Origin of the sequence: Prevotella sp. khp1, from assembly GCF_900102205.1 — a bacterium.
GTDB classification, from domain to species: Bacteria; Bacteroidota; Bacteroidia; order Bacteroidales; family Bacteroidaceae; genus Prevotella; species Prevotella ruminicola.
On the sequence record NZ_FNJZ01000002.1, the window covers coordinates 323,031 to 348,673 of the forward strand.

Here is a 25,643-nt window from a genome sequence, read left to right on the forward strand (position 1 = left end):
TCAAAAATCTATTTTATTTGTATCGCCCACTGAAAATCCTTTTACGCAGACACTTTATGGCGGGTTTATAATAATCTATCTCCATCGCTTCGAGGGTACGTTTCAACTCGTCCATCAGTTCTGGATAGAAGGTGCACATGCGAAAGGCGAGTTTCATGCAGAGCGTTTGGATGCCGGAGAACTCCTCGATGCTGACCATGTGTTCGAAACAGAAGTCAAGGAAGTCGGTCCGCAAATCATCCTCGTCCATTTTCAGCTTTTCGATAATGTTCAGCGTTAGCCGCCTCACCGACGAATTCTCCGTCTGCATGGCCTGATCTATCAGCTCATTGTATATCACCTTCAATTCCGACAACTCTTCGTCCTTAGCTTTGGTCAGTCCCCACAAAGCAGTTCTCGCCACACGATAGTCGGTGTCGAAGGCATAGCGTTGGGCAAAACCCAGAAAATCACCGTTCGACTTAATCTCTTGGTATATCTCCTGAGCTCCGCCCTCACTAAAAGTCTGGTTCAATCTCTCACTTGTTATCGCCATTGTAACTATTTATTCTGGTTTTGCCCAGAACACCTCTGGGTCGGTTGTGGTATCACACTTCCAATTGTTGTTAACGAAGCCAACGGGGATAAGACGGACGTCAGCCGCTGGATCGTTGTCGCGATAGACGCTCTCAGGATTAAAGCGGTTAAGCTTCTTGCACACAAAGTAGTACAGGTTCTTCGCCATATAGGTTTCCAAATAGTATTCCTTTGTCTGCTGCGACTCATGGTTCCAGTTGGCTGTCTCACAAAGCACCAAGGGCTGGTCGTTAATGAGTCGTTCGCGCACTTCGGCGATGCTAAGCAGCGTGCCGTTCTCATCAGTCACCCAGGCATCCATCGTGGGGTCGATATAAAGCCATTTCTGCAACTGGCTCGACCACACCGTGTTAATCACATGGCACTCATAATCGAGCGAATCGGCAGGCATGCAGGTCACGTAGCGGGCAGGAATGCCCATCGACAGGTACATCTCGCAGAGCGATATGGCCAGCTGGCGGCAGTTCACCCCCTTGCCAGTAGCCTTGTAATAGTTGTAAAGGTCGATGGCATCCAACTCGGCAAACGCCTGGTTGCTGCCGTCGTGGCGGATGTTGTCGTGGGCAAAGTGCAGCAGATTGATAATCTTCGACAGTTCATCGCCCTGACCTGCTACAGAATCGAGTTTAAAGTAATCGCGAACCTTGCAGAGATTGTTCGATCTATTGGGTTGATAACGGAACTCTACCTTCGCATCATCCTTTGCATACGGGGCCGACTGCTTCAGCACATTCAGCGGCTGACGGTCTTTCACCTGCGCCTGTAGCGCCTGGTATTTCTTGTCCTTGCGCAGCGAGACGAGGTCGTTGTCGTTCACCATATTATTATAATCCTTATAGCCCAGCTCGACAGACTGCCCCAATGCCGCAAGCGCCTGTTTCTTTTGTCCCACTATCGCATAGCAGCATGCCTGGTCGTAGTAAAGCAGTCCTTTCTGCTCCAGAATGGCTCCCTCGGGGATGGGGGCCACTTTGAAAATCGTGGTGGTGTCGAGCAACGTGATACAACTTGCCAGAGGAGCCAGCGCATCCTTGTGCTTTCCACTATGCATCTGGTCACGATACTGTGTCTGATACTTAGAGAACTCATTTTGAAAGTCCATCATTCGTTGATTCTGAGCCTTTGTGTTCATAGCACTCATCATCACAATGGTCAATGCCATCAATAATTTAAGTTTTTTCATACTCTCCAGTTTTTATCATTTGACGTTGCAAAGATAAGCATAGTTGCAAGAATAAGCAAAATTTTGGGATAATCTGCGTACTTTTGTGATGAATCGCTTGGTCAAATCGCAGAATTACACTATTTTTGCGGCATGAAACGAATTAATTGGCTACTCATTACATTACTGCTGGCTGCATGCAGCAAAACAGACAAACAGTTTATTATCGAAGCAGAGACACTTGTTGGAGAACACGCCGACAGCGCCTTATGCGTACTAAATAAGGTAGAAGATGCCAGCCGACTGAAGGGCGAATGGAAGGCTCGTTACTGGATGGCTATGGCCCAGGCACACATTGGCACCTACCAAGCGTTGTCGGAAGACTCGTTGGTGCTTTATGCTGCCGAATATTATCAGGACAAGGATAGCGCCATGCTGTGCAAGGCCCATGCTTTGGCATCGTCGTACTACTGGTGGCGCGACAGCTTTGCCAAGGCCAAGGACATGATGCGCCTGTCGGTAGAAGAGAGTAAACGCGCTAACGATCGCGAAGGTACCATCTCAAAACTCCGAAGCCTGGCCCGTATGGAATCGCTCGAAGGTAATCTGGATGGACTGAAACGCTATACCGAAGAGGTGGTGAAACTGGATGGCGGCGATAAGAATCAGGCCAAGTTGCTTAACAGTCTGGCTATCGAATATTTCTATCATGGTAACTACGATGCAGCCATCGCCACGATGGAACGTATCGTAGCTTATAGGGATACAGCCGCCGACTCCATCTATATCTGGAATGATGTGATGCGTAACTATGCTGATATGCTTGTAGCCATGGGCCAGCTGGATAAAGGCATCCAGCTGCAAGAGTATATATTAGATCACTATCAGCATTCCACGATTCTTGAAGACAACAAGATTGGCGCACTCTTCTCGCTGTCGCATGCCTGGCTGCTGAAGGGCGACAAACAGAAGGCCCGGCAGTATATGGATATGGTAGATGAAGAAAAAGCTACCGATGCCACCCGATTCTGTATGATAGCGCATCGCATGGTGCTGAACTATGCCACTACAGGGCGATATGATATGACCGAAATAGCCGAGTATGCCAACAATAAACGCGATAAACGCGAAAAGAGCGAAGCTGTGGCCGAAGCCAAGGAGCGTTCGATACGTGATCTTCACGACCATGAGCTGATGCTAACCGTTTCGCGCCAGCGCCAACTCATCTTCTTCCTGGCACTCACCTTAACATTGATAAGCATTATATTCGGACTGTCGGTATTGGCAGGCAAGCGCAAAAAGCTGCTGGCCAAGCAGGAAGAGGAACTGAAGCTGCTGAACGAGCAGTTAAAGAGTCTGCAGAATGTACGTAAGGAAACACCCGTTGCCACAGCCGAACATGCAGCACCTACACATATCACGTTTACTGGCTCAACCAGCGATACGTTATCGCTCGACATTGCCAACCTGGTATATATAGAAGCAGTTGGCAACTATGTAAAAGTTTACCAACTGCTTGATGGGAAAATTAAAAACGATATGTTACGCGCTACCTTAAAACAGATTGAGGAACAACTAAGCGCCTATCCTATGATGGTACGCTGCCATCGCGCCTTTATTGTCAACCTCGAACAGGTAGAGCAGATTATCTCGCACACTGGCACCACCCAGCTTGTAATGAAGAATTGCCATGATACTATACCTGTTTCGCGCAGTAACATGGCACAAATTAAGACAGCGATTAAGGATATGTTATGATCCTATGCGGGCCTGCACATCCTTACCTGCTCCCGTGCCCTTGTACTTGCTGCGGGTGGCATTAAAGCGGTAGATGAGCGTTGTTACCAACTTATGGGTTGAGTAACGGTTGGTCTGTTTGAACCAATTATATCCCAGATCGCACACCTCGTTCACATGATGGCGCTGCAAGCAGTCGAGCACACCCACACGGGCAATGAGCGAGCGGTCCTTCAGGAAACTCTTCTGTACAATCAATCCCAAACGCAGACTGTAGGTGTCGTTGTAGAAAATATACAAGTTACCTTTTGAACGGAACATCACGTTGGCATCAAACTGCCAGCCATGTTTGAGTGCAAACGTATTAAAGGCGTTTACGGTGTAAGTGGGCTTGTTGCAACACACACGATACTGGTGGTTGTGCGGCCCCTCTACATCCAGATACAAATCCTGCTTCTCAACACCCAACGTAGCATTGAGCGACCAGATGCCCACATGTGGTGTGAGCGACAGATAGGCACTCAGCGTCTTGATGGGCTTATCCAGATTACGATGCTTGACGAGTGTGGCATCCTTCTGGGCGGTATTGATTTCCGTCCACTGGATAATGGCGTTATTGGTGTGCTCGTACGAGGCCGAGAGGTTAATCCACTTCCAGGCCAGATTCAGCGTCAGGTCGCGGATACGTTCGTTCTTCAACTGCGAGTTTCCAGCCTGCAGGGTGTAGCGACTAATGTAGGTTACGGCATCGTTCATGGCAAAAAAGCTGGGGCGCTCGGTCTTCAAACTGTATGAGAGACCCGCCTGAATCTTGCCTAACGTTACTGCATACGATGCTGTGGGGAACCACTCGTCCATCGAACGGTGCAGATAGTCGTTGTTACTGGCATCGTCGTAGTCTAACAGCGTATGCTCGTAACGTAAACCCGCACTAGCCTGTCCCCATTTACCAAAGTCGCAACCATACTCGGCAAAGGCCGCAATGTTATTCTCCTTAATGTCGGCATCGGTATTGGCAATGGTAGTCTTGTCAATCCAGTAGGTGTTATTACGTTTCACAAAACTCATCTCGGTTCCTGCATCCAACGAACCCTTCCAGATAGGGTACGACAGCACCAGCTTGGCAGCATACAGATGGCTGTTGGTACCCGACTTACTGAGCACATAGTCGTTCTGTATCTGGCTCAGCTCCACATTCTCGCGGTCGGTATCGGTACCACCCTTCATAAAGTCGAAGTTAAAGTCGATACCTAACTTACCCACCTTACCATTGTAATAGGTATTGGTGAGTATGCCCAGAGGTTTGCTTTCTTTGCTGGTCTGGTGCGAGTACAGATGGTCGATCTTTACGTTATTCTCTATCACATCCTCATCGTATATCACCTGGTTGGTACCGCTTTTGGGGCGGTGTGTCAGGTCTATGCGCGCACCTAATGAGTGGTTCTCGTTCAGCTGCCAGTTCACACCAGCACTATAGTTCAGCTGGTTGTACTTCCACGTCATGGTGTAAGGGCCATGCTGATAAAATGTCTTCACGTCAGTCATGGTCTTATCCTCTATCGTACTGTATTGGCGATAGTCCTGATGGTAGAAATATACCTGTCCGAACACATCTACCCCATCCTTGCGGTAGTTGGCCCCCAGCTTTACCTGTGGACGGTCGAAATCGTAACGCAGGTCGCGTTCGTTCGAGAGTGTCGCATTCAGTCCCAGACCCTCGCCCTTCAGTTTCTTGGTTCTGATACGCACCACGGCACGTATCTGCGCATCGTACTGGGCACCTGGGTTGTTAATCACCTCTACATCGCGAATGTCCTCGCTGCGTAGGCGCTTCAGTTCGCTGTCGTCGCGCATCTTGCGACCGTTAATATAGATAAGAGGCGTACCCTTGCCTAATACCTCGGGAGCCTCATCGGTACCAGTCATGCCTGGCACCTTTACCAGCAAGTCGCCCAGTGTACCTGCTGATGCCAGCGCCGTACCATCCACACGGGTAACCATAGCGTTACCCTTGAGGCGAGTGTGAGGGAGGCCGCCTTTAATGACGACCTCCTTCAGATTTAAATACTTGTCTACAGATTCTATCGAGTCCTGAGGCTCCTGCGCCCAGCTTGTTGTACATACAAGGGCCAGGGCAGTTACCACAACATATTTCTTTACCATACTAATGCACGTTTCTCCTTAGGGATAAACATCTTGTCGCCCTGCTTGATACCGAAGGCATCGTACCAGGTATCGATCATAGGCAGAGCAGCCATCACACGGATACGAGCAGGTGAGTGCACATCGCTATTAACCAGCATGGCCGTGTACTCAGGAGTGCTGTTGCAAGCCCAAACACGGGCATAGGCCAGATAGAAACGCTGAGCAGGGGTAAAGCCCTCGATATTGCTCAGCGGCTCCTGCTTCATGCGGTTCTCGTAAGCACGATAAGCAATCTTCAAACCACCGTTATCGCTCACGTTCTCGCCAAGCGTCTTCTGTCCGTTAACCTTCAAACCAGGCACAGCCTCCTGCTCGCTAAACCAGTCGGCAATCACCTTGGTACGCTGGTCGTAATTGGTCTTATCGTCAGCTGTCCACCAGTTCTTCAGGTTACCATCCTTATCAAACTGACAACCCTGATCGTCGAATCCGTGGGTCATCTCGTGTCCCATTACTACACCAATGGCACCGTAGTTGCTGGCGTAATCGGCATTTACATCAAAGAATGGTGGTTGCAGGATGGCTGCAGGGAAGTTGATGCTGTTGAAGAGGGGATGATAAAAAGCGTTAACCGTCTGAGGTGTGCAAACCATGCGGGTTTTATCAACCGGCTGGTGCCAGTACTTACGGAACATGGCAGCACGGGCCTCCTGAGTGATACGGATGAAGTTCTCGACCAGATTCTCGTTCTCACGGATATCCACAAACTTCTCCATATCCTCCCACTTATCGGGATAGCCTACATTAATATGCATGGCATGCAGCTTCTCAAGTGCCTTGGCCTTGGTGCTATCGCTCATCCAGGTATTCTCGTTTAAACGATCCTCGAAGGCCTGCTGCAAATCCTTTACCAATCGTACCACACGCTGCTTACTGCTCTCGGGGAAGTACTCCTGAACGTACAGCTTACCAATGGTTTCACCCAGACTACCGCTGATGGTTGAAACAGCACGCTTCCAACGGGGCTGCTGCTCCTGTACACCACTGATGGCTTTCTGCGCCTCGAAAGCACGATCACCAAAAGCATCGCTCAGGAAACCGCTGTAAGAGCGAATAATCTGAAGCTCGACATACGACTTGAGATCGTCGAGACTGGTGTTGGCCAGAATCTTCTCAACCTCGTGCAAAGGCTCCAACTGGCTGATGTTTACCTGATCGATATCCTTTGGCATGCCCAAGGCATCGCGATAACCTTCCCAGTCGATACCCTTGAAATCGTTCAACAACTGCTGCCAAGGCATGATGTGGATAGTAGCCATGGGGTTACGACTTTCAACCTGATTCAGGGTCTTTATGCCGATGGCATGCTCGATGGCCCACTCGGCCTCCATCTTTTTCTGAGCCTCTTTTTCACTATAGCCTACCATCTTGAAGAAATCCTTAAACAGGGCCTTCTTGGCTTCAACTGTCTTCTTCTGTTGCTCATTAGGGTTAGCATAGTACTCCTGTGGCAGCGAGGCACCGCCATGACCGCCACCAATCATATACTCGGAAGAGTTGAATGGATTGAGTGACAGACCGATACCGAATGGAGCGGTATTGAATCCCTTAGCGTCGAAATCGCACATCAGCTTAAGCAACTCCTCGCGAGTCTTTACTTCGCGTACCTGCTTGAGGTAGGGCTTAATTGGCTCGTAGCCCATCTTATTGCGGCTTACGCTATCCATATATAAGCGATAGAGAGCGCCTATCTTCTGCCCGTCGGTTCCCTGAGGCATTTGCTTCTCGGCGTACTTCATAATCAGTTCCTTAATACGATCGTTGTTCAGCTCCTCCAAGTCGGTAAACGCACCGTTCTCGGCATGCTGCTTATCCAGCGGATTGGCCTTGAGCCAACCACCAACGGCATACAGCCAGAAGTCGTCGCCAGGTTTAACACTCGGGTCCATGTTTGCTTTCAGATCCTGTGCCGAGCTGGCCAAACTAACAAGGGCCATAGCTACAGCAAAAAACATTTTTTTCATACTTCGTAATCTATAATTAGTTAAACGATATTTGTTCTTACCATGAAAGCAACATGCGTCATCGCGACGGACGTTGCTTTTATTAGAAAATTAATTCTAACTTAATATTAACAAAACTTGGTTTACTTAATTCTTAACATCAACGCCCCCAAAGAAATTGCTGGCCACAATGTGCAGGCAAGGGGCATCCTTGTCGGGCACATGCACGGTTGAGTTGCCTACGCCTCCGATAAAGCTACGACTCTTAACCAACACATTGACGTGAGCAGGCACAAAGAGCTCGACACCACCACAGAAGGTGTGGATATCAATCTCCTCGTCCTCGGTAATCACAGCCTCGCGCAAGTCCATACGGAGACCACCACAGAAGGCATCGAGACGAGCACCATGGAACGGCTCGCCACGGAAGATATACTCGTCGCCACCGTATTGCACGCCACAGCAGATACGCTTACCATCCTCGCCGATGGGCAGGGGACGCTGCAACCACTGATCGGGGTCGCGACGATAACTATCTACAATCAGATGCGCACCTACCCACATAATAACAAAGATGCTGAAATACATGCACCATGGCCCTTCGCTCATGGTTTCAAACCACTCCCAATGAATAAGTCCCCAGATAGTGGCCAGCTTAACCAAGCCACCCACAACTAAAACTAATCCGATAATCGTTCTTGGTTTCATAACTCTCTTATTATTTGAAATTCTACATTTCGATTGTTTGACGCTGCAAAGATATAAATAACTACATCACGCGCCAAATATTAGGGATATTCTGTACAAAAATGTGACGAATGGGCCCTTTTTCCATCATCAGAACTCTACTCGATAGGCAATATTGGGAAAAGTGAGCGAGGTGAACTTATCCGCAATCTCGTGAGTACGAAGGTCGAAAGTCTGTCCCTGGAACGTCTTCATCTGCAGATATTCGAGGATGAAGTGGTGCGAGGTGTGACGCTTGTTGATGGTGTACTTAACCGAGAAAGCATAACCCACGTTCATACCCTTTTGCTTGGTAAAGGGATCCATACTCTCGTCCTCAGGTATCGACTTATCTGGGCGCATCATCACCTCCTCAAAAGTGATACCATCTGGGATTGGGGTATAGCGATCGCCACCCATCATGGTTAATCGGCCGTTAATGCCGAACACATTCTTGCGGGCCTTTCCTATCATCCACTCTTTACCACCAAGGATATTGGTGATGTAGTGGCGATCGTGGCGCGAGTGGTGCCACTGGCCCTGTGCATCGCGGTACTCCGACTTGAACAGAGTGGCAGTTATCATGGCATAGAACCCATCCTTGAGGTAGCGCTCCAAGGTAAAATCGATACCATAATTGCGACCAGCCCCCTCGTTAACCAAAGCACGATCCTGGAAGAACTTGCGATGATTCAGGATAGAATAGGTAGTACCCATTTCTACAGGCACATCGAACAACCACTGCCAATAGGGCTCAATCTTCAGCATGGCGTTGTCGCCTAAACGCTGAGCGAACGAGGCTGATATGTGATGCGAACGTGTCAATCCTAAATCCTTATTAGGATTCTTACCGTCCATCAGTACAAAATAGGTATCGGTAGTTTCCTTGCGGCTGTTCATGGCATAGGCCAGCGAGAGCGTGCTTGATGCCGAAGTTTTGTACTGCATGCTGACACGAGGCTCAACCAGCCACTGGTTGTTGAGGTTAAACCACATGACATTGACACCAGCCACAGCCGAAAGCTTACGACTGAGTGCCACCTTATGGTTGGTATAAAGGCGGGTAAGGCCTGTATTGCCCTCAGAATCGTACACACGATAGAGCGGACCACCCGTATAGTGGATGTAATCCATCCAAGTGTGGAAATCTAAGTGCTGGTGTTCAAAGCCATTCTGCATGGTATATCTTGATGAAAACTTGTGTTGGTGCTGGGTGCTGATAATCACATTCCATTGTGAGTTGCGACCGGCCATTTCTGGCATCATGTTCATTTCGGCATCATAATCGTTAACACCCAATTTACGATAGGCGCCTGTAAATGCCACACTTGAGTGCAGCGTACCACCTGTTTTAAAGCGGTAGGTATGGTTTACGCCCAAAGCGCAGTTGCGCTGGCGCGACCACGAGTCGTTCATGTCCCAAAGCGTTTCCCACTCCGACACATCGGGAACCTTATTCTCGTAGCGATCGATCAGTCCGGTGAACCACACGGCAAAGGTACCTGCCTTCTTGGTAGGCATGTTGAGTTTAAAGCTCAGGTCCTGATAGTCGAGTGTCTCGTTCTCCATATTGATGGCATGCAGCTTCTTGGCTATCTCGAGGAAACTATAGCGATAGTTTACCAGATAAGAGGCCTTAGAACCCTTTGCCAACGGACCCTCGGAAGCGAAATCGACACCAAGTGTACCCACCTGGATGGCATGCTCGTACTTGGTATTGTTACCCACGCGCATCTTCATATCGAAGGCACCAGAAAGGGCATTACCATACTCAGCTGGCATGGCGCCAGTGAGGAAATCGCTATTGGCCAGCACGGTTCCGTTGAGCGAGGTAAACACACCGCCACCAGCCTCGGTTATCTCGGCAAAGTGGTTGGGATTGGCCACCTCAACGCCCTCAACACGCCATTGTAGCATCTGGGGCGAGTTACCATGAATAGAGATACCGTTGGTAGCGCCACCTGTAGCCACACCCGCAAACATCGAAGCCGTGCGGGCAGGGTCGGCCATACCGCCAGCATAGCGACTGGCCTCCTCGACACTGAACATACGGGCACCTACCTGTGCCATCTCGTTTAATGGCTGCTGCTTGTTGACACGAGGTTTGATAACCACCTCGCCCAGTTCGGAGATACTCTCACGCATACGCAGATTGAGTACCAACTCCTTACCCGAGGTAACCATCTGCTCCTTAAGCAGTACTGGCTCGTAGCCAATATAGCTGGCTCTGACGGAATGGCGCCCCACGGGCACATTCTTGATTTCGAAATTTCCGTCCACATCAGAGACGGTAGCCATAGTACTACCGTTCTCTACTGTGACCGTTACACCAATCATGGGCTCGCCCGACGCAACATCACAAACCTGACCACGAACAGTCTGGACAGCCTGATTGGTCTGTGCCCCTGCCACTGCAGGGATGAGCAGCATGGCAATAGCTGCACCTAAAAACAATCTTTTCATACAAACTTAAATATGTTCAACTTACAAACGCAAAATTATTAATTACAAATTACATACGTGCCTTCTGCTTTTCGCCAGCACCTTTTCCACGATACTTACTGTTAGCCTCGTTAAACTTCCAAGTCAGGTCGAGCATGAAGGTACGACGGGCTGGGTTACGAACAGTTAACTCACGCTGGCCAAACAGGGTGGCGTTAGTCTTATCGGTATTAAAGATATCGTTGCAACGTACATCGGCAGTAAGTGTACCCAAACGGCGCAGGTTGAAATCGCGCTGAACACCGAGGTTAGAACGGAACTGCTGCTTGTGAATGCGGAAGTTATTAGCATCGCCCTTAGGCACATAACTCAATCCGGCATTAATACGCCAGCCCTTTGGCAACGTAATGGTATTATTCCAACCTACCTGACAATATGGGTGATTGAGGGTGATGGTAGAACCATCGGCACGAGGCGCCTTGTAATCCTGGAACTGCACATAGACGTACCAGGTAGGATGCCAACAGCCAATAACCGGACTGGCATAGGGATTAAAGCTCAGCTGATTGAAGTCCTCCTCAGTATTGATGGGACGAACCAGGCATACCAGGGGATCATCGGCACCTGGGAAGGGTTCTGACGACATTGTCTCCAAGTCCTTGATACGCGAGTAGTTCATACTCATTCCCATCCACTTATAGTTTACGTTCAGCTCTACGCTGTGGGTGTAAGTAGGGCGGAGATATGGGTTACCACTCTGATAGGCATATCGGTTCAGATAGATGGTAGAGCTTGTTAAGCTGCTATAGGCCGGGCGCTTGATATCGCGACGATAAGAGAGTGCCAGCTGTACCTTACCGATAGGCGCTGAGAGGGTAGCGGTGGGGAACCAGTCGCCATAGTCGCGGCTCTCGTCGTCCATACGCTTACCATAGTTATAATAGTCGTTCTTCAGGTGCTCGTAACGCAAACCAACCTGAGCAAACAGCTTTCCGAACTGATGTCCGTACTCGATAAAGGCGGCTTCCGACTTCTCGTTAATCTCTGTATCGGTAGCTGTTACAGGCACAGCCTCAGAGGCAGCAAACGAGTAGGCATCGGTGCGATGATTATAGCTATACTCACCACCAATAGAGAGGCTACCCTTAAACAAAGGATAGCTGAAGATAAGCTTCGAAGCCCAGAAGTTGTTACCACTCTTGGTATTGCTATTGATAGTGCGCTGCGTTTTCTCGCCAGCAGGCGATGTGGCTAACTCGATGGTATTGCCCGGGGTTTCGGTATCGTCAAAGAGTCCGTCGATATTCAGATCGATACCCAAATTTCCTAACTTTCCATTATAATAGGCATTAAAGATATGCTTCTTAAACTTATCATCCTGACATATTTTGCTCTCCGAACGCTCCATAAAGGCGCCATTCTGATACTCGTCGGTATTAAAATCGCTGGTCAGGCTACCACTGGGGTGATAGTCGTACTTGTAGAAAGCACCCAAGCTATGGTTCTCGTTGAACATATAGTTAAGCAGAATCTGAGGCGAGAGACCTTTCCATATCTGTTTGGTTTCCTGCTTGGTATAGCCGGTAACCGCATCTTTACCCTGGCCATTTGGTACTAAATAGTACATATCATCCTCCTGCAGACTCTTGCTATGACCATAGCGACCTGCCCAGAACGATGCTGTTACATCCAGTCCGCCAGTACGATAGTTCACATCCAGATTATTGGTAAGCGTGTGACCATACTGATACATGCCACCCGCATTATCCCGGAAACTGATACCCTCGCCCTGCGCCTTCTTCAGCGTAATGCGAACCACAGCCTTGGTTGATGCCGCATAACGGGCTCCTGGATTCTGAACCACATCTACATGCAGCACCTGATCGGAACGCAAACGCGACAGTTCGGAGATATCCTGTACCTTACGGCCATTGATATACACCTCGGCATCGCCACGGCCCAGCACCTTTACGGCACCATCACGCTCGGCCTCGAGCGAAGGAATCTTTGCCAAAGCATCGCTCACGGTTCCAGCCTTCTCAAGGATGGTTCCTGCCACAGTTGTACGCATAGCATCGCCCTTGACATGAGTTTTAGGCAACTGACCTTTTACAACCACCTCTTTCAACAGCTGGTTATCCTCCTTCATCTGGATGGTAAGATCCTGACCAGCCTTCATATATAAGGTCTGATAGCCCACGCTGGTAACCTTAAACAAGCCCTCGTTCACATCGGTTACAATCTTAAACACACCCTGCTCGTTGGTCATTGCACCCTGCACAAAAGCCGAGTCGGGCAGCGACAGCAGCACTACATTTACATACGGCATGGGGTCGCCATTCTCATCTATCACGCGTCCGCCCCAGTCTTGTGTCTTAGCGGAACTTGTAAGCGTCATCATCATTGCGGCCATCAGGGCCATCAGTCTAAAACTTAACTTTTTCATACTTTCATCAATTAATTTTTCAACTCGAGCTCTGTCGTTTTGACGTTGCAAAAGTAGATATAGTTGCAACACACTCCAAATTTTAGGGATATTCTGTGACATTTTGTGACGAATGGTGTGATAAACGGTAAATTTGTGACGAATGGCGCAGAAAATTGATAATTGATAATTGATAATTGATAATTATTTTGTACTTTTGCCCACAGTATGAACAAAGGTTCGGTTTATTGCTTAGGATTGGGATTAGTGGTCATGGTACTCTTCGCGCTCAATCTGCTGTTGGGGTCTGTATCGATTCCTGCAGGCGATGTAATATGCATACTTTTGGGCGATGAAACCGCCAAAGCCTCGTGGCAGTTCATCATTCTGGAGTCGCGACTGCCCCAAGCCATCACAGCCACCCTGTGTGGTGCTGCTTTGGCTGTAAGCGGACTGATGCTGCAAACGGCCTTCCGCAACCCGCTGGCTGGTCCCAGTGTGTTTGGTGTAAACAGCGGTGCCGGACTGGGTGTGGCATTGGTGATGCTTTTCTTAGGTGGCGGATTATCCGTAGGTTCGGTGAGTATTACAGGTTTTGCCGCCATCCTGCTGGCCGCCTTTGTGGGCGCTATGACGGTGATGGCCATCATCTTTTTCTTCTCAACCTTGGTTCGCAATAGCGTGATGCTATTAATCATAGGTATCATGATTGGCTACATCAGCAACTCGGCCATATCGCTGCTTAACTTTTTTGCTACCGACGAGGGTGTAAAATCGTATATGGTATGGGGTATGGGCTCGTTTGGTGGCGTGTCGATGACCAACATGCCTGTGTTTGCCATTGTTACGTTAGCTGGCCTTATTGGGGCTTTACTACTGATAAAACCGCTGAATGCCCTGATGCTGGGCGACAGATATGCCGAGAACCTAGGCGTAAACATTCTGCGAGTTCGCAACTGGTTGCTGATAGTAACCGGTCTGCTAACCGCTATCACCACTGCCTTCTGCGGTCCTGTAGCCTTTATCGGACTGGCCGTTCCCCACATAGCCCGCCTATTGCTCACCACCGACAACCACCGACAACTGCTACCCGCCACCCTACTCTGCGGTTCGGTAGTTGCTTTGGTATGTAATCTTATCTGCTATCTGCCAGGCGAGAGTGGTGTCATCCCCCTCAACGCCGTAACCCCTCTCATCGGCGCCCCCGTTATCATCTACGTCATCGCCCGCAAGCGATGAAAATCTCTGTTTATTCTACAGCAATCTGTGGCCTAAATCGTGCTGCTGACAAATGGTGACGATTTGCTGAATGAGCTGGTCCATCTTAGGCACCTGGGCTACATAGTAGGTGGGATAATCTGGACAGAGCACCACCAAGTTCATAGCCTTTACACGGATGCCGTAATGGCGCTCTAACATGTAACGATACAGGTTCTGCTGAATGCAATAATGATAGAACGAGGTATCGGGCAGACTGATACCGTTATGGCTCATCTTGCCACGAAAACCCTCTACGATGGGTTGGCCTTGGGCGTTTACTACCTTCGACGAGCGTTTCCAGTCGTAGATGGTAAACTCGCCATCGTCGTCCTGGCAAATCAAGTCGATGGTACCTGCAATGTTCAAATCCTTATCGTAAACGGGCCACTCCTGGCGATAGGGCTCGATATCGTAGTCGCGGATAAAACGCAGAAAGTGCAGCTTTTCCTGCTCTACACTCACCACTTCAGTGTCGTTACCAAACTGCAGCTGGCACTCGGTCTCGAAGAAACCGCGCTGAAAATAGTTCTCTGTCTGCAGGTGTACAAAGGTGCCCACCTCGCTGGCTGTACGACTAGCACGCTCCCACTTATCCAAGCTCTCCTCTACGGGTATGCCTTTAAATCGCAACTGGTTTTCGGCTTGTGGCAGGGCCTGGAATTCATCAAAGAAATAGGCAATGAGCGAGCTGACAGGCAGCATACGCTTTATACCTTTATATATATATATGTGTTCGCAAGGCTCAAAATCAATGTCGGCATCCTGCTCGTAATGGCCTGCATCGCGGAAGGTGGACATTTTTTCGCGCATATCATCGGTTTTGTTGAAGGGCTTAACCTGCTGTTTGCAGTCAAGCTCGTCGGCATCAAGGGCATATCTATCGGTAATCCATTGTTTATCCTCGCCATCCACATTCTGCCAATAGGCCATTTTTAACGCATCGTTACGGCTCCAAGGCTCAACAGGTGTGGGCACCGATGCAAACTCGTGCTGCTGGATAGATGCACCATCGGACATCATACAAGCAACCAACTCAACCAAAAAGTCGGCACAGATACCAGGCTCCTGGGCGATTTGCTGAGCGGCCAGACGCACTACTACCCATCCATGACGATTGAGCAGATGATCACGAAACACATCGCCACACGACTGGTAGTGGATGGGCTCGCGAGTTGCCTTGCGGTAAGGCTCATCAATCTCTACATCGATACGGATGCCGGGGGTACCAGCTACCACCAGCGCCAAATCGGGATAATATGGCGGCTGCTTGTCGGTAGTGATGATACAGGCGTTTAACAGGCACTCAACACCAGCGGGCAACTTGGCCGAAAGCTCGCGAGCAAGCTTCTGCTCGAGCATGCCTGGGGTTACTAATGGATGACGACGAAAGGGATACAAAATGGTTCCCCTTTCAGGGAACCTTATAATGGGATATGTTTGTTTCATGCTGTTTCTTCTTGCTGGCTTTGTAGGGTCATCACGAATCGTGCGCCTCCTGTATAGGTGGTGTCGAGAACGATGTCGCCACCCAATCGGCGCGCCAAGCTACGCGCTATCGAAAGTCCGATGCCTGTGCCATCGCTGTACTCGTCTAACTGCACAAACTCGTCGAATATGCGCTCGGCCTGATATACGGGGATGGATGTACCTGTATCTTCGACCACAAAGCACGCCTGCCCCTCGTGATTACTTATTTTTAATGTTACTTGTCCTTGTTCGGTAAATTTCTTGGCATTATCGAGCAACTGCTGCAAAGCCAGAACAGCCGATCGCAGATGGGTATCGAACATCTGTTCGGCCCCAAACAGCTTTACAAGCTTGAATTGGACATGCGATGCCTTGTTGATGCCTGCCGCCTTAATGGCCTCCTGGGCAATGACAGAAGCCGACGTATGGTCTTCGCGCTCCAGTACCACGCTACTGTTAATTTCGGCAAGTGCCAGCATTTTGTTGACCAAGCCAGTAATACGTTCGGCATTATCGATAATCTGCACCGACATATCGCGTTTCTCCGCCTTATCCAGTTCGGCATCAGTAGTTGTCAACACCTGTGTAAAACCACATATAATATTTAATGGTGTACGGATTTCGTGCGAGATTTGCTCGATGAAGATGCTCTTCATTCGTGTACTCTCCTCGGCTCTGGCTGTAGCTAACTGCAGGGCTTTGTTGTTTTTCTGCAACTGTGCGTTGGCACTCTGCAAACGGCGATTGTAACGGTTCTTGTTAACCACATAAACCACCATAAACAAAAATACCAGACCTGTGAGCAGCCACCAAACCCACATAGGAATCTTGATATCGCCAAAGCGTTCGGCCACTTCCTGACCATATATCTCGTCGACGATGCCCTCGGCCTCCATCTTCTTTAGTTCGGCATTGATGGCATCAATCAAACGTTTATCATGACTGGCATAACAGTATTCGCGAGGCTCTAACGACAGATCATCGGCCTTTAACTGATCTGAAAGATGCAGGAGTCCTACATGATATTTTGCCTGGAATCGATAGCAGATAACACCATCGTACTTTCCGTTTGCAAGATCAACAATAGCCTCATTCAGGTCGGTTATCGGATAGCCATCGGCCTCTTCGTCCTTCAGCATCAAACCAATAGGGCGCGATTTCATATAGGCAATGCGCTTGCCTTTAAGATGACGGAAATCAAACTCTGCAAAGTCTTTTTTTCTGTAAACCACCTGATAATACATGCGGAATACAGCATCGGAATAGTTGGTTGTATCTTTACGATACGACGAATAAACCAACATACCCATGTCGTACTTTCCACCAATAATACCTGGCGACATCTTGTCCCAATGGTTTGGCGAGAAAGTGTAAGGAATGCCCATACGCATCAGCAGTTTCTTGGTGAACTCCACATCGTAACCAGTAGGCAAACCCTGACTGTTTACATATTGCAAAGGGGCATAACTTGTATTCATACCCATTACCAGCGGGCGGTCCTTGCTGAAACCAAGCTCCGTAGCCAATGGGCTTACGATAGGTTCATCATCAAACGCCGGAATGAATTCGCTAACACCGTTTTTACACGAAACCAGCACTATAGCCAACGAAATGGCTATAACCCACACACGTTTGATAATGAACCCTTTAGTTTGCATGAAGCTTATTCTGGTCTGAAGTTATCCTTACCTACGCCACAAACGGGGCATACCCAATCATCGGGGATATCCTCAAAAGCTGTTCCTGGAGCGATGCCACCATCGGGATCGCCTTCTGCGGGGTCGTAAACGTAACCGCACACTTCACAAATGTACTTCATAAGCGTTCTAGTTTTTAGTTATTAATAAGGGTTACTATTCTGTCAACAATCCGCTCGGGCGGAATGTTTTGCAGACATGCATAATCGCCACGCTGACAGGGCTTATTGCCATAAATACTGCAGGGGCGGCACTCCAGATCGATCTGGATAGCATTTTCGGGGTCCTGATTATAACCCAGGAAACCTGCCATGGGGTGTGTTGCGCCCCAAACGCTTACCACAGGCACGCCTGTGAGCGATGCCAGGTGCATATTGGCCGAATCCATCGAAAGCATGACGTTGAGATGACTCATCAGGATAAGCTCCTGATACATACCCTCGCAATGCTTGGCTACCGAAGTACATTGGCGATACTGAGCACACCACAGCTGGAAGAACTTCTCCTCTTCCTCGCCACGACCAAACAGGAATATACGACCATTAGGATACTGCTGAATAAGACGGAAGATTATCTGCTCCATCAGGCGTGGTGGATACACCTTGCCCTCGTGGGCGGCAAATGGTGCGATACCAATCCACTGTTCGAAACTCTTCTTGGGTCCGAAGATGGCGGGCAACAGGTTCAGATTTCCACCCTCGGCAGGGAAGATGGAACGGAAATTCTTGATATCAACCGGATAGCCCAGACGCTCGAACACAGCGGCATAATTCTCGAACGATGATGGCAATGGCACACGCTTATCGTGCTTGCCCGAAACCAGTTTACGACGCTGACTGCGGTTCTTGATCAGGTGCTCTACACGATATCGGCCCAGATTGAATCGTAGGCGCAGATACTCTGAGCGCAGAACATTATGCAGATCGGCCACCTTGGTAAACTGCTTGGCAACCAATCGGCGATAAAGTGCGTTAAGTCCGCGCACACCATGATACTCCTTGGTGAGATCGGCCTCCATGAAATTAACATTGGGCGCCAGATCGTCGAACAAGGGGCGAGCGAACTTACGGCTAAGCACCGTGATGCGTATATCGGGATACTGCTGAGCCAGCGACCAGACTACAGGCACCATCATGGCCACATCGCCAAGAGCTGAGAATCTGATGACCAGTATATGCTCTTTTCTCATCAGCCTTTGTATTTACTTCTGATTATATAAGATAGGATTAGTAGCGGGATCGTTATACATCTTCATCTGGCGATACACCTTCATGTACTTACGGCCAGCCTCGATGTCCTCGAGCAGCTGATCGATAGCCAGCGAAAGGTCAACCTGCTGTTCCAACAGCACATCAAGCTTAGCCTTACACTTGGCAATGTGCTCTGGTTCGGCATCGGTACGGTTAACCTGCTCCTGCATGTGATAAATCTTAAGTGCAAGAATGCTTAAACGGTCGATAGCCCAAGCTGGGCTCTCGGTATTAAGGCGCGCATCAGCCTGTGGCACCACCTGACTGTAATGCTGGCGGAACCAAGAGTCGATTTCCTCTACCAAATCGGTACGGTCCTGATTACTGCGGTCAATGCGACGCTTCAGGGCAAGTGCCTCAACTGGATCGATATGGGGATCGCGTATAATATCTTCATAATGCCACTGAACAGTATCAATCCAACATTTCTTATATAAGCTATACTGGATACTGTCTTTCTGATATGGATTTTTCAAGGGCGTGTCGACATCGTCGAAAACATGATAATCATTTATTGCCCTCTCAAAAATTTGATTGGCTTCTTTTGTAAATGTCATATTCGTATTCGTTTTATTTTGCAAAACTACAGAAAGTTTTTCAAATATCCAACTAAAATTGAATAAAATCGCCATATTTTGTATTTTTATAGTATTAGTCACACCTAAAAAGGGCATATTTTTGCACAAATGCCCCTATAATGTGCAAACGAAAGTAAGTTTTTCTTAAAAAAATTTGCGTAAGTGAAAGAAATTGTGTTACTTTGCACCCGATTTCGGCGTAATGCCGTCAAAAATTTCAAGATAGCAACATCATTATTAACAATTAAATTATTACAATTATGTCAGAAATTGAAAGCAAAGTAAAGGCAATTATCGTAGACAAACTCGGTGTAGATGAGGCTGAAGTAAAGGCAGAGGCTAGCTTCACAAACGACCTGGGTGCAGACTCACTGGATACCGTTGAGCTGATCATGGAGTTCGAGAAGGAGTTTGGTATCTCAATTCCCGATGATAAGGCTGAGAAGATCGGTACCGTTGGCGACGCCATCGCTTACATCGAGGAGAACGCAAAATAAATTTGTTCACAACATAATGGTTGCTTTCTAACACTTAGAAGCAACCATTATGCTTTAATTTAAGCTTATGGAATTAAAAAGAGTAGTTGTAACAGGTCTGGGCGCCGTTACGCCAGTGGGCAACACTCCCGATGAGATGTGGAAGAACCTGCTTGACGGAGTAAGTGGTGCAGCACCTATTACAAGTTTCGATACAACAAATTTTAAGACTAAGTTCGCTTGTGAGGTGAAGAACCTCAACGTGAACGATTTCCTGGACCGCAAAGAGGCACGTAAGATGGACCGCTACACTCAGCTGGCCCTGATTGCTGCCAAGCAGGCCGTTGAAGACAGCGGCATGGATCTGGAGACAGAAGACAAGAACCGTATCGGCGTGGTTTACGGCGTAGGTATCGGTGGAATTAAGACCTTCGAGGACGAGGTAAAGTACTATGGTGTTCACGAGGCCGATGGTCCTAAGTTCAACCCCTTCTTCATCCCCAAGATGATTGCTGATATCGCAGCTGGTCAGATTTCTATTATGTATGGCTTCCACGGCCCCAACTATATCACAGCTTCAGCTTGTGCATCTTCATCAAACGCACTGGCCGATGCCTTCAACCTGATTCGCTTGGGTAAGGCTAACGCTATCGTTGCTGGTGGTGCCGAGGCTGCTATCTGCGCTACAGGTGTAGGTGGTTTCAATGCCATGCACGCACTTTCAACCCGTAACGACGAGCCCGAGAAGGCCAGCCGTCCTTTCAGCGCAAGCCGCGATGGATTTATCATGGCAGAGGGTTCTGGTTGCTTGATTCTCGAGGAACTGGAGCACGCTAAGGCTCGTGGTGCTAAGATCTACGCTGAGATGGTAGGTGCTGGTATGAGCGCAGATGCTCACCACATCACCGCTTCTCACCCCGAGGGTCTGGGCGCTAAGCTCGTTATGCAGAACGCTCTTGAGGACGCAGGTTTGAATCCTGAGGACATCGATTATATCAACGTTCACGGCACATCAACTCACGTTGGTGATATCTCTGAGGCCAAGGCCATCAAGGAGGTATTCGGTGATGCAGCCTTCAAGCTCAACATTTCTTCTACCAAGTCGATGACCGGTCACCTGCTGGGTGCCGCTGGTGCTGTAGAGGCAATGGTAACAGTGCTGGCTGTTAAGAACGATATCGTTCCTCCAACAATTAACCACGAGGAGGGCGACGAGGATCCTGAGATTGATTACAACCTGAACTTCACATTCAACAAGGCTCAGAAGCGCGAGGTACGTGCTGGACTCAGCAACACCTTCGGCTTTGGTGGTCATAACGCATGTGTAGTATTCAAGAAGTATGAGGCTTAATAACATCATAGATAGAATAAAGCTCCCTTTCCGTCAGGAGAAGGAGCTTTTTTCTTCTCTTTATGAGATATTGGGATTCTACCCCCACAATATCGAGTATTACAAGATGGCGCTGATGCACAAGAGCATCCGCAAGCGCAACGACAAGGGCAAGCCGCTGAACAACGAGCGACTGGAGTTCCTGGGTGATGCTATACTCGACGCTGCTGTGGGTTACATCGTTTACCGTCATTACGAAGGTAAGCGCGAAGGATTCCTCACCAATACACGATCAAAACTCGTAAGCCGCGAAACGCTTGGAAAGTTAGCTACCGAGATGCGATTGAGCAATCTGCTGATATCAGCAGGTCATTCAACCTCGCACAACAGCTATGTTGAGGGTAATGCTTTCGAGGCGCTGGTAGGTGCCATTTATCTGGATCGTGGCTACGAGGCTTGCCTGTGGTTCTTCGAGCATCAGGTACTGGGCAAGTTCATTGACATCGATAAGGTTGCATTCAAGGAGGTAAACTTCAAGTCGAAACTGCTTGAATGGAGCCAGAAAAATCGTGTGCGTTTGGAGTACAAGCTCACAAAGCAGAAGAAAGACGAAAACGGCAGCCCGGTATTCACCTATATGGTCATCATCGAGGGCGTGAATGGCGAAAGCGGTTCGGGCTACTCAAAGAAAGAGGCCCAGCAGAAGGCATCGAAAGACACGCTGCAGCGCCTGAAGCGCGAACCACAGTTTGTTGATGCTGTGTTTGCTGCCAAGACAGCCCGCACCCAGATGGAAGAAGAGCCGGCAATGGCTGTGCCCGATCCTGAAAAGGAGCAACAGAGCTTTATCATCGAGCAGCCAGCAGAAACAGAACAGGTTGAAGAGCAGTTGGTAAAACAACCAGCCCCACAACCTTCGAAGAAGCCAGCAATAGATTTTTCAGATAAGGAATTCGACCTCTCGGACATCTCTCATAAAGAGAAATCGCGCGAGGAAATCATAGCCGAAGCTGAAGCTGCAGCATTTTCTGGGGAGTAAAGTTCTACTCCCCAGAAAATTTTCCTACAAACACGATAACACCCGATGAGGCCTCGCTGATGGTATACACAAAGGGGCGATTAGCATGGAAGGTGGCCTTGGGGTACTCCACTGGCTCAGGGGTGATGGACGAGGTGTCGATTGCGCCTGCTACGGTTACGGCAGCCGCTTCTGCACCTTCCTCGTTGACCTTTATCTTTGCCTTCTGGCGCATCATCGAAATATACATATTCCCCTTTTCGCACATGTTGGGAACCTCAGAGACTTCTGAATCAAATACCCAATGAATACCCATCTCTTGCAGTAGTGTGATCAGGCCATCTTTCAAACCAAGCTTATCTGTATCCGAGCTGGTTTCAAAGCGTGGCAGTTTCAGGTCAACCTCGTATGGCCTGTAGGTGTCGCCCATGGTGCCGCAGAATCCATGTCCCTCAAGACCGAGTGCCGACAAGCGATTGATGACGTCATCGGTGGTCTTTCCTTCCTCAGGCAGCATTACCGTCATCTTCCATAAACCATTACCATAAGGTATCTCGATGGCACTATAATCCTCATTCTTCAGATATTGGATAAGCACATTCTGGTGCATCAATGGCAGCTTGATGGTACCATTTGTCGCAGAAAACTTCTCTTTCTCGGTATTCTTTGCCTCGAACTTAGATGCCCAGTCGGCTTTAAAATAGATGGCATTCAGCAGATAGGTCACCACTTTCTCATCTATCTTATCGAGAATGGTTGGAATCATGCCATTGGTATGATCGCTGGCCCAGTCGTTGATGGTCTTGAGCGTTGATGGCAACTTGAAGTCCAGGTTCTCTGCCTGGGCATCATAATACTGCTTCATGTCCTGCTGATACTGCTGCTGCAGCGTGCCCCTGTTCTTATTGACAAACAGGGCATTGGCGATGTTCAGCGTTACCTTGTCATCTACCTTGGGCAGACCGTCAATCAGTTTTTTGCAGTAGTCGTTGACAGCCTTGATACCACCCTGATGGAAGCCCATGACTTGTTCCAGCTCCTGTTCCGTCTGTCCTGTGGCAGCATCGTTCACCATACCTAATACATAGGTAATGCTCAATGGTGAATAGATAAAGCTCTTACCGCTCTTATCTGCGTTGTTTACTGTCTTCAGAAAATTGAGCGTAAAGCCATTGTTATCGTTGGCAAACACTCTTTGTTCAGGTGTCAGCTCGATGGGTTGTGACTCCGAAAGCATGTTTACAACTTGCTTGGGTTCGAGCTGCTCAATCTCTTCTGACGAGCTGCATGAAAGGAGGCTCGAAAGGATGACTCCACTCAGCATAATGGCTGATAATAAAAAAAACTTTTTCTTCATATTCATACGTTTTTTAGGTTCATTTCGCTATAATAATGCAGTATTTAAGCGATTCTTGTATAGAAAAATGTTAAAGAATTAAAAAACTTACCGTTCTCATACAAGATTTAAGTACTTTTGAATTCTAATAATAGAACGCGAGCAAAAAAATGGTCAAACAAATCGTTGAACGCATACGGAATAAAGACCAGCGGGCGATGAGTGAGCTCTACCAAATGTATATTGGTGAGCTTTCATCGGTCTGCTACCGATATATTCCCAATGCCGACGATGCAAAGGACGTGCTGCAGAACAGTTTTGTGAAGATTTTCACGGCTATCCCAACGATGGAGTATCGTAGCGATGAAGCGTTTAAAGGTTGGCTGATGAGGGTTGTAGCAAACGAGGCGCTGATGTTCCTAAGGACCAAGAAGAAACTGCTGTTTGTAGAACAGGACGAGATAAAACAGAAGCAAGCAGATATAGCAGACGACACCCCTGCAACAGAGCAGATTTCGGCCGACCAGCTGCACCAGCTGATAAGCGAACTGCCTGATGGATACAGAACGGTACTGAATCTGTATGTATTTGAAGACTACTCGCATCGGCAAATAGCCGAGCTACTTGGCATTAAGGAGGGCACATCAGCTTCTCAGCTCTATTACGCCAAACAATGGCTGGCACGCAGAATAAAGGAAATAATAATCGAAAAGGGATGAAAGAGGATTGGACGAAACAAATGAAACAAAAACTGGAGGGGCACCAGATGACTCCACCTGCCGGACTCTGGGAGAGCATCAGTAACGAGATGCAACTCCAGACTGAGTCTGAGTCTGCCCCTGTTTCAACCCCAGCAAAGACTGTTTCTATGCGCCGCTGGTATTGGGTGGCTGCAGCTGCCATCCTGGCGATTGTTGGATGCTTTACCGTTTATCAGTTTGATACCAAAGAGCCCCAGTTAACGGCTAACAGCCAGAAAGTGATGGCACCTAAAGCCGAAGCAGACAAGCCAGCAATGCCGGCAGAAGAACCAATACTTCTGGCTCAAGCGACAAATGATCATAAGGTAGAAAAAACTATGGGAACGAAGTGTCAGCCCCACCCCCAGTTTTACGAACAGCAACTACCTACAGGCGAAAATCTGCAGGAGGTGACAGACAATAGCTTACAAGAGGCTACAAACGAAAACGCTCCAGATGCTACTGACAATCATCAGCAGGTATCAGAAGATACCAAAATTATTGCGTCGCAGGAAAAGAAACAAACCTATCTGCCTGATGTTATCAATCCAAGCGAAACCCGCTCAAAATCAATCGATACAGATAAATGGACCATCGGACTGAACGGTTCGAACGGTTTGTTGATGGCTAGTAATAATTTAGGAAACACTATGGGTGGACAATTCCTGAATAGCGATGCGAATTACGCAGTTAACAGCGATGTTGATTTAGGCAAAAACGGCGGTACTATTGTTACCGACTACATCAAGTTCGGCGAAACTTCTTCGTTTACCAATATATACACCCTGCCCGATGTAGTTTCGAAACACAAGTTGCCTGTTAGATTCGGACTCTCGTTACAGTATCAACTTAGCAATCGCATCGCTTTGCATAGTGGTATCAGCTATACCTATCTCGAGTCGGAGTTTATCACACCTATTACCAACAGTAATAATTACATCCAGAAACTCAGATACTTAGGTATTCCCGTAGGCGCATCATGGAACATATGGAGCACCGGTAATCTTAATGTTTATCTAGCGGGTACCGCCTTGCTCGAGAAATGTATCGACGCTCAAGTATCCGATGGCGATATCGACCAGCGCCCCTGGCAGTTCTCACTTAATGCCGCTGCTGGTGCCGAATATAATATCACACGCCAGTTCGGACTTTACCTTGAGCCTGCGCTGGGTTATTACTTTAACGACGGAACCTCTTTGCAGCATTATTACAAAGAGCATCCGCTGGCACCATCTATCCAGTTTGGATTAAGATTACATCTTAAATGATAAAAAA

The 25,643-nt window shown here is 48.4% G+C and carries 20 protein-coding genes; 7 read left to right on the forward strand and 13 right to left on the reverse strand.

Translation table 11 applies throughout. From position 1 onward, the window contains the following. Positions 1 to 13 precede the first annotated feature (13 nt). Positions 14 to 535, reverse strand: a complete 522-nt coding sequence (locus BLR73_RS07175) for a hypothetical protein (protein WP_091860606.1) — start codon at positions 533 to 535, stop codon at positions 14 to 16. Positions 536 to 544: 9 nt separating this feature from the next. After that, positions 545 to 1,759, reverse strand: a complete 1,215-nt coding sequence (locus tag BLR73_RS07180; protein ID WP_091860610.1) for a transglutaminase-like domain-containing protein — start codon at positions 1,757 to 1,759, stop codon at positions 545 to 547. 132 nt (positions 1,760 to 1,891) lie between these two features. On the opposite strand from BLR73_RS07180, the gene BLR73_RS07185 reads away from it, so the two are divergent. Beyond that, a complete protein-coding gene (locus BLR73_RS07185) occupies positions 1,892 to 3,496 on the forward strand; it encodes a LytTR family DNA-binding domain-containing protein (RefSeq protein WP_091860612.1) in 1,605 nt (534 codons plus the stop codon). Here BLR73_RS07185 and BLR73_RS07190 read toward each other — a convergent pair. The 5 genes from BLR73_RS07190 to BLR73_RS07210 form a co-directional block, all read right to left on the reverse strand. Beyond that, positions 3,491 to 5,638: an outer membrane beta-barrel family protein gene (locus BLR73_RS07190; protein WP_091860615.1), complete on the reverse strand. Its 2,148-nt coding sequence runs from the start codon at positions 5,636 to 5,638 to the stop codon at positions 3,491 to 3,493. The genes BLR73_RS07185 and BLR73_RS07190 overlap by 6 nt on opposite strands. Further along, positions 5,632 to 7,644 carry a M13 family metallopeptidase gene (locus BLR73_RS07195; RefSeq protein WP_028906685.1) on the reverse strand — a complete coding sequence of 671 codons (2,013 nt, stop codon included), beginning with the start codon at positions 7,642 to 7,644 and terminating at the stop codon, positions 5,632 to 5,634. The genes BLR73_RS07190 and BLR73_RS07195 overlap by 7 nt, the downstream gene beginning before the upstream one ends. 126 nt (positions 7,645 to 7,770) lie before the next feature. After that, complete coding sequence (locus tag BLR73_RS07200) at positions 7,771 to 8,331, reverse strand: LiaF domain-containing protein (RefSeq protein ID WP_091860618.1); 561 nt, start codon at positions 8,329 to 8,331, stop codon at positions 7,771 to 7,773. Between the two features lie 129 nt (positions 8,332 to 8,460). After that, the gene (locus BLR73_RS07205; RefSeq protein WP_091860621.1) at positions 8,461 to 10,812 is read right to left on the reverse strand and encodes a TonB-dependent receptor; all 2,352 of its coding nucleotides are present in this window, start codon (positions 10,810 to 10,812) and stop codon (positions 8,461 to 8,463) included. Positions 10,813 to 10,861: 49 nt separating this feature from the next. Continuing rightward, positions 10,862 to 13,237, reverse strand: coding sequence for an outer membrane beta-barrel family protein (locus BLR73_RS07210; protein WP_176763642.1), 2,376 nt, complete (start codon positions 13,235 to 13,237; stop codon positions 10,862 to 10,864). 207 nt (positions 13,238 to 13,444) lie between these two features. Between BLR73_RS07210 and BLR73_RS07215 the strand changes: the two genes are divergently transcribed. Further along, on the forward strand, positions 13,445 to 14,455 hold the full coding sequence (locus BLR73_RS07215) for an iron ABC transporter permease (protein WP_091860627.1): 1,011 nt from the start codon (positions 13,445 to 13,447) through the stop codon (positions 14,453 to 14,455). Between the two features lie 15 nt (positions 14,456 to 14,470). Here the strand turns inward: BLR73_RS07215 and BLR73_RS07220 are convergent, their stop codons facing one another. Genes BLR73_RS07220 through BLR73_RS07240 form a run of 5 tightly spaced genes read right to left on the reverse strand, consistent with a single transcriptional unit; the run spans position 14,471 to position 19,447 of the window. Further along, a complete protein-coding gene (locus BLR73_RS07220) occupies positions 14,471 to 15,922 on the reverse strand; it encodes a PD-(D/E)XK nuclease family protein (RefSeq protein WP_143010904.1) in 1,452 nt (483 codons plus the stop codon). After that, positions 15,919 to 17,601, reverse strand: a complete 1,683-nt coding sequence (locus BLR73_RS07225) for an ATP-binding protein (protein WP_091860633.1) — start codon at positions 17,599 to 17,601, stop codon at positions 15,919 to 15,921. Before BLR73_RS07225 ends, BLR73_RS07220 begins: the two co-directional genes overlap by 4 nt. Positions 17,602 to 17,606: 5 nt before the next feature. After that, positions 17,607 to 17,762, reverse strand: a complete 156-nt coding sequence (gene rd, locus BLR73_RS07230) for a rubredoxin (protein ID WP_013063931.1) — start codon at positions 17,760 to 17,762, stop codon at positions 17,607 to 17,609. A gap of 14 nt (positions 17,763 to 17,776) precedes the next feature. Next, entirely contained in the window at positions 17,777 to 18,829 is a 1,053-nt protein-coding gene (locus BLR73_RS07235; RefSeq protein ID WP_013063497.1) for a glycosyltransferase family 9 protein, read from the reverse strand. A gap of 12 nt (positions 18,830 to 18,841) precedes the next feature. Next, entirely contained in the window at positions 18,842 to 19,447 is a 606-nt protein-coding gene (locus BLR73_RS07240; protein WP_013063500.1) for a DUF4254 domain-containing protein, read from the reverse strand. Positions 19,448 to 19,728: 281 nt separating this feature from the next. Between BLR73_RS07240 and BLR73_RS07245 the strand changes: the two genes are divergently transcribed. The 3 genes from BLR73_RS07245 (at position 19,729) to rnc (ending at position 22,313) form a co-directional block, all read left to right on the forward strand. After that, positions 19,729 to 19,965 (forward strand): acyl carrier protein, encoded by a 237-nt coding sequence (locus BLR73_RS07245; RefSeq protein WP_013065488.1) that lies wholly within the window; start codon positions 19,729 to 19,731, stop codon positions 19,963 to 19,965. A gap of 67 nt (positions 19,966 to 20,032) precedes the next feature. Beyond that, positions 20,033 to 21,295 (forward strand): beta-ketoacyl-ACP synthase II, encoded by a 1,263-nt coding sequence (gene fabF / locus BLR73_RS07250; protein ID WP_033150279.1) that lies wholly within the window; start codon positions 20,033 to 20,035, stop codon positions 21,293 to 21,295. Then, positions 21,285 to 22,313 (forward strand): ribonuclease III, encoded by a 1,029-nt coding sequence (gene rnc, locus BLR73_RS07255; protein ID WP_091860636.1) that lies wholly within the window; start codon positions 21,285 to 21,287, stop codon positions 22,311 to 22,313. The genes fabF and rnc overlap by 11 nt, the downstream gene beginning before the upstream one ends. A gap of 4 nt (positions 22,314 to 22,317) precedes the next feature. On the opposite strand, the gene BLR73_RS07260 is transcribed toward rnc, so the two are convergent. Next, a complete protein-coding gene (locus BLR73_RS07260) occupies positions 22,318 to 23,649 on the reverse strand; it encodes a serpin family protein (protein ID WP_176763643.1) in 1,332 nt (443 codons plus the stop codon). A 149-nt stretch (positions 23,650 to 23,798) separates the two neighbouring features. Here BLR73_RS07260 and BLR73_RS07265 point away from each other — a divergent pair, with 149 nt between their 5' ends. Beyond that, positions 23,799 to 24,347: an RNA polymerase sigma factor gene (locus BLR73_RS07265; protein WP_091860644.1), complete on the forward strand. Its 549-nt coding sequence runs from the start codon at positions 23,799 to 23,801 to the stop codon at positions 24,345 to 24,347. A gap of 20 nt (positions 24,348 to 24,367) precedes the next feature. Then, entirely contained in the window at positions 24,368 to 25,636 is a 1,269-nt protein-coding gene (locus BLR73_RS07270; protein WP_091860647.1) for a porin family protein, read from the forward strand. Positions 25,637 to 25,643 lie beyond the last annotated feature (7 nt).

What these genes read in the sequence shown, in the direction of transcription:
- BLR73_RS07265 (WP_091860644.1), top strand. Translation starts at nt 23,799, where the DNA reads ATGGTCAAACAAATCGTTGAACGCATACGGAATAAAGACCAGCGGGCG.
- BLR73_RS07205 (WP_091860621.1), bottom strand. Translation starts at nt 10,812, where the DNA reads ATGAAAAGATTGTTTTTAGGTGCAGCTATTGCCATGCTGCTCATCCCT.
- BLR73_RS07200 (WP_091860618.1), bottom strand. Translation starts at nt 8,331, where the DNA reads ATGAAACCAAGAACGATTATCGGATTAGTTTTAGTTGTGGGTGGCTTG.
- rnc (WP_091860636.1), top strand. Translation starts at nt 21,285, where the DNA reads ATGAGGCTTAATAACATCATAGATAGAATAAAGCTCCCTTTCCGTCAG.
- BLR73_RS07225 (WP_091860633.1), bottom strand. Translation starts at nt 17,601, where the DNA reads ATGCAAACTAAAGGGTTCATTATCAAACGTGTGTGGGTTATAGCCATT.
- BLR73_RS07195 (WP_028906685.1), bottom strand. Translation starts at nt 7,644, where the DNA reads ATGAAAAAAATGTTTTTTGCTGTAGCTATGGCCCTTGTTAGTTTGGCC.
- BLR73_RS07235 (WP_013063497.1), bottom strand. Translation starts at nt 18,829, where the DNA reads ATGAGAAAAGAGCATATACTGGTCATCAGATTCTCAGCTCTTGGCGAT.
- BLR73_RS07215 (WP_091860627.1), top strand. Translation starts at nt 13,445, where the DNA reads ATGAACAAAGGTTCGGTTTATTGCTTAGGATTGGGATTAGTGGTCATG.
- BLR73_RS07260 (WP_176763643.1), bottom strand. Translation starts at nt 23,649, where the DNA reads ATGAAGAAAAAGTTTTTTTTATTATCAGCCATTATGCTGAGTGGAGTC.
- BLR73_RS07180 (WP_091860610.1), bottom strand. Translation starts at nt 1,759, where the DNA reads ATGAAAAAACTTAAATTATTGATGGCATTGACCATTGTGATGATGAGT.
- BLR73_RS07175 (WP_091860606.1), bottom strand. Translation starts at nt 535, where the DNA reads ATGGCGATAACAAGTGAGAGATTGAACCAGACTTTTAGTGAGGGCGGA.
- fabF (WP_033150279.1), top strand. Translation starts at nt 20,033, where the DNA reads ATGGAATTAAAAAGAGTAGTTGTAACAGGTCTGGGCGCCGTTACGCCA.
- BLR73_RS07270 (WP_091860647.1), top strand. Translation starts at nt 24,368, where the DNA reads ATGAAACAAAAACTGGAGGGGCACCAGATGACTCCACCTGCCGGACTC.
- BLR73_RS07240 (WP_013063500.1), bottom strand. Translation starts at nt 19,447, where the DNA reads ATGACATTTACAAAAGAAGCCAATCAAATTTTTGAGAGGGCAATAAAT.
- BLR73_RS07185 (WP_091860612.1), top strand. Translation starts at nt 1,892, where the DNA reads ATGAAACGAATTAATTGGCTACTCATTACATTACTGCTGGCTGCATGC.
- BLR73_RS07210 (WP_176763642.1), bottom strand. Translation starts at nt 13,237, where the DNA reads ATGAAAAAGTTAAGTTTTAGACTGATGGCCCTGATGGCCGCAATGATG.
- BLR73_RS07245 (WP_013065488.1), top strand. Translation starts at nt 19,729, where the DNA reads ATGTCAGAAATTGAAAGCAAAGTAAAGGCAATTATCGTAGACAAACTC.
- rd (WP_013063931.1), bottom strand. Translation starts at nt 17,762, where the DNA reads ATGAAGTACATTTGTGAAGTGTGCGGTTACGTTTACGACCCCGCAGAA.
- BLR73_RS07190 (WP_091860615.1), bottom strand. Translation starts at nt 5,638, where the DNA reads ATGGTAAAGAAATATGTTGTGGTAACTGCCCTGGCCCTTGTATGTACA.
- BLR73_RS07220 (WP_143010904.1), bottom strand. Translation starts at nt 15,922, where the DNA reads ATGAAACAAACATATCCCATTATAAGGTTCCCTGAAAGGGGAACCATT.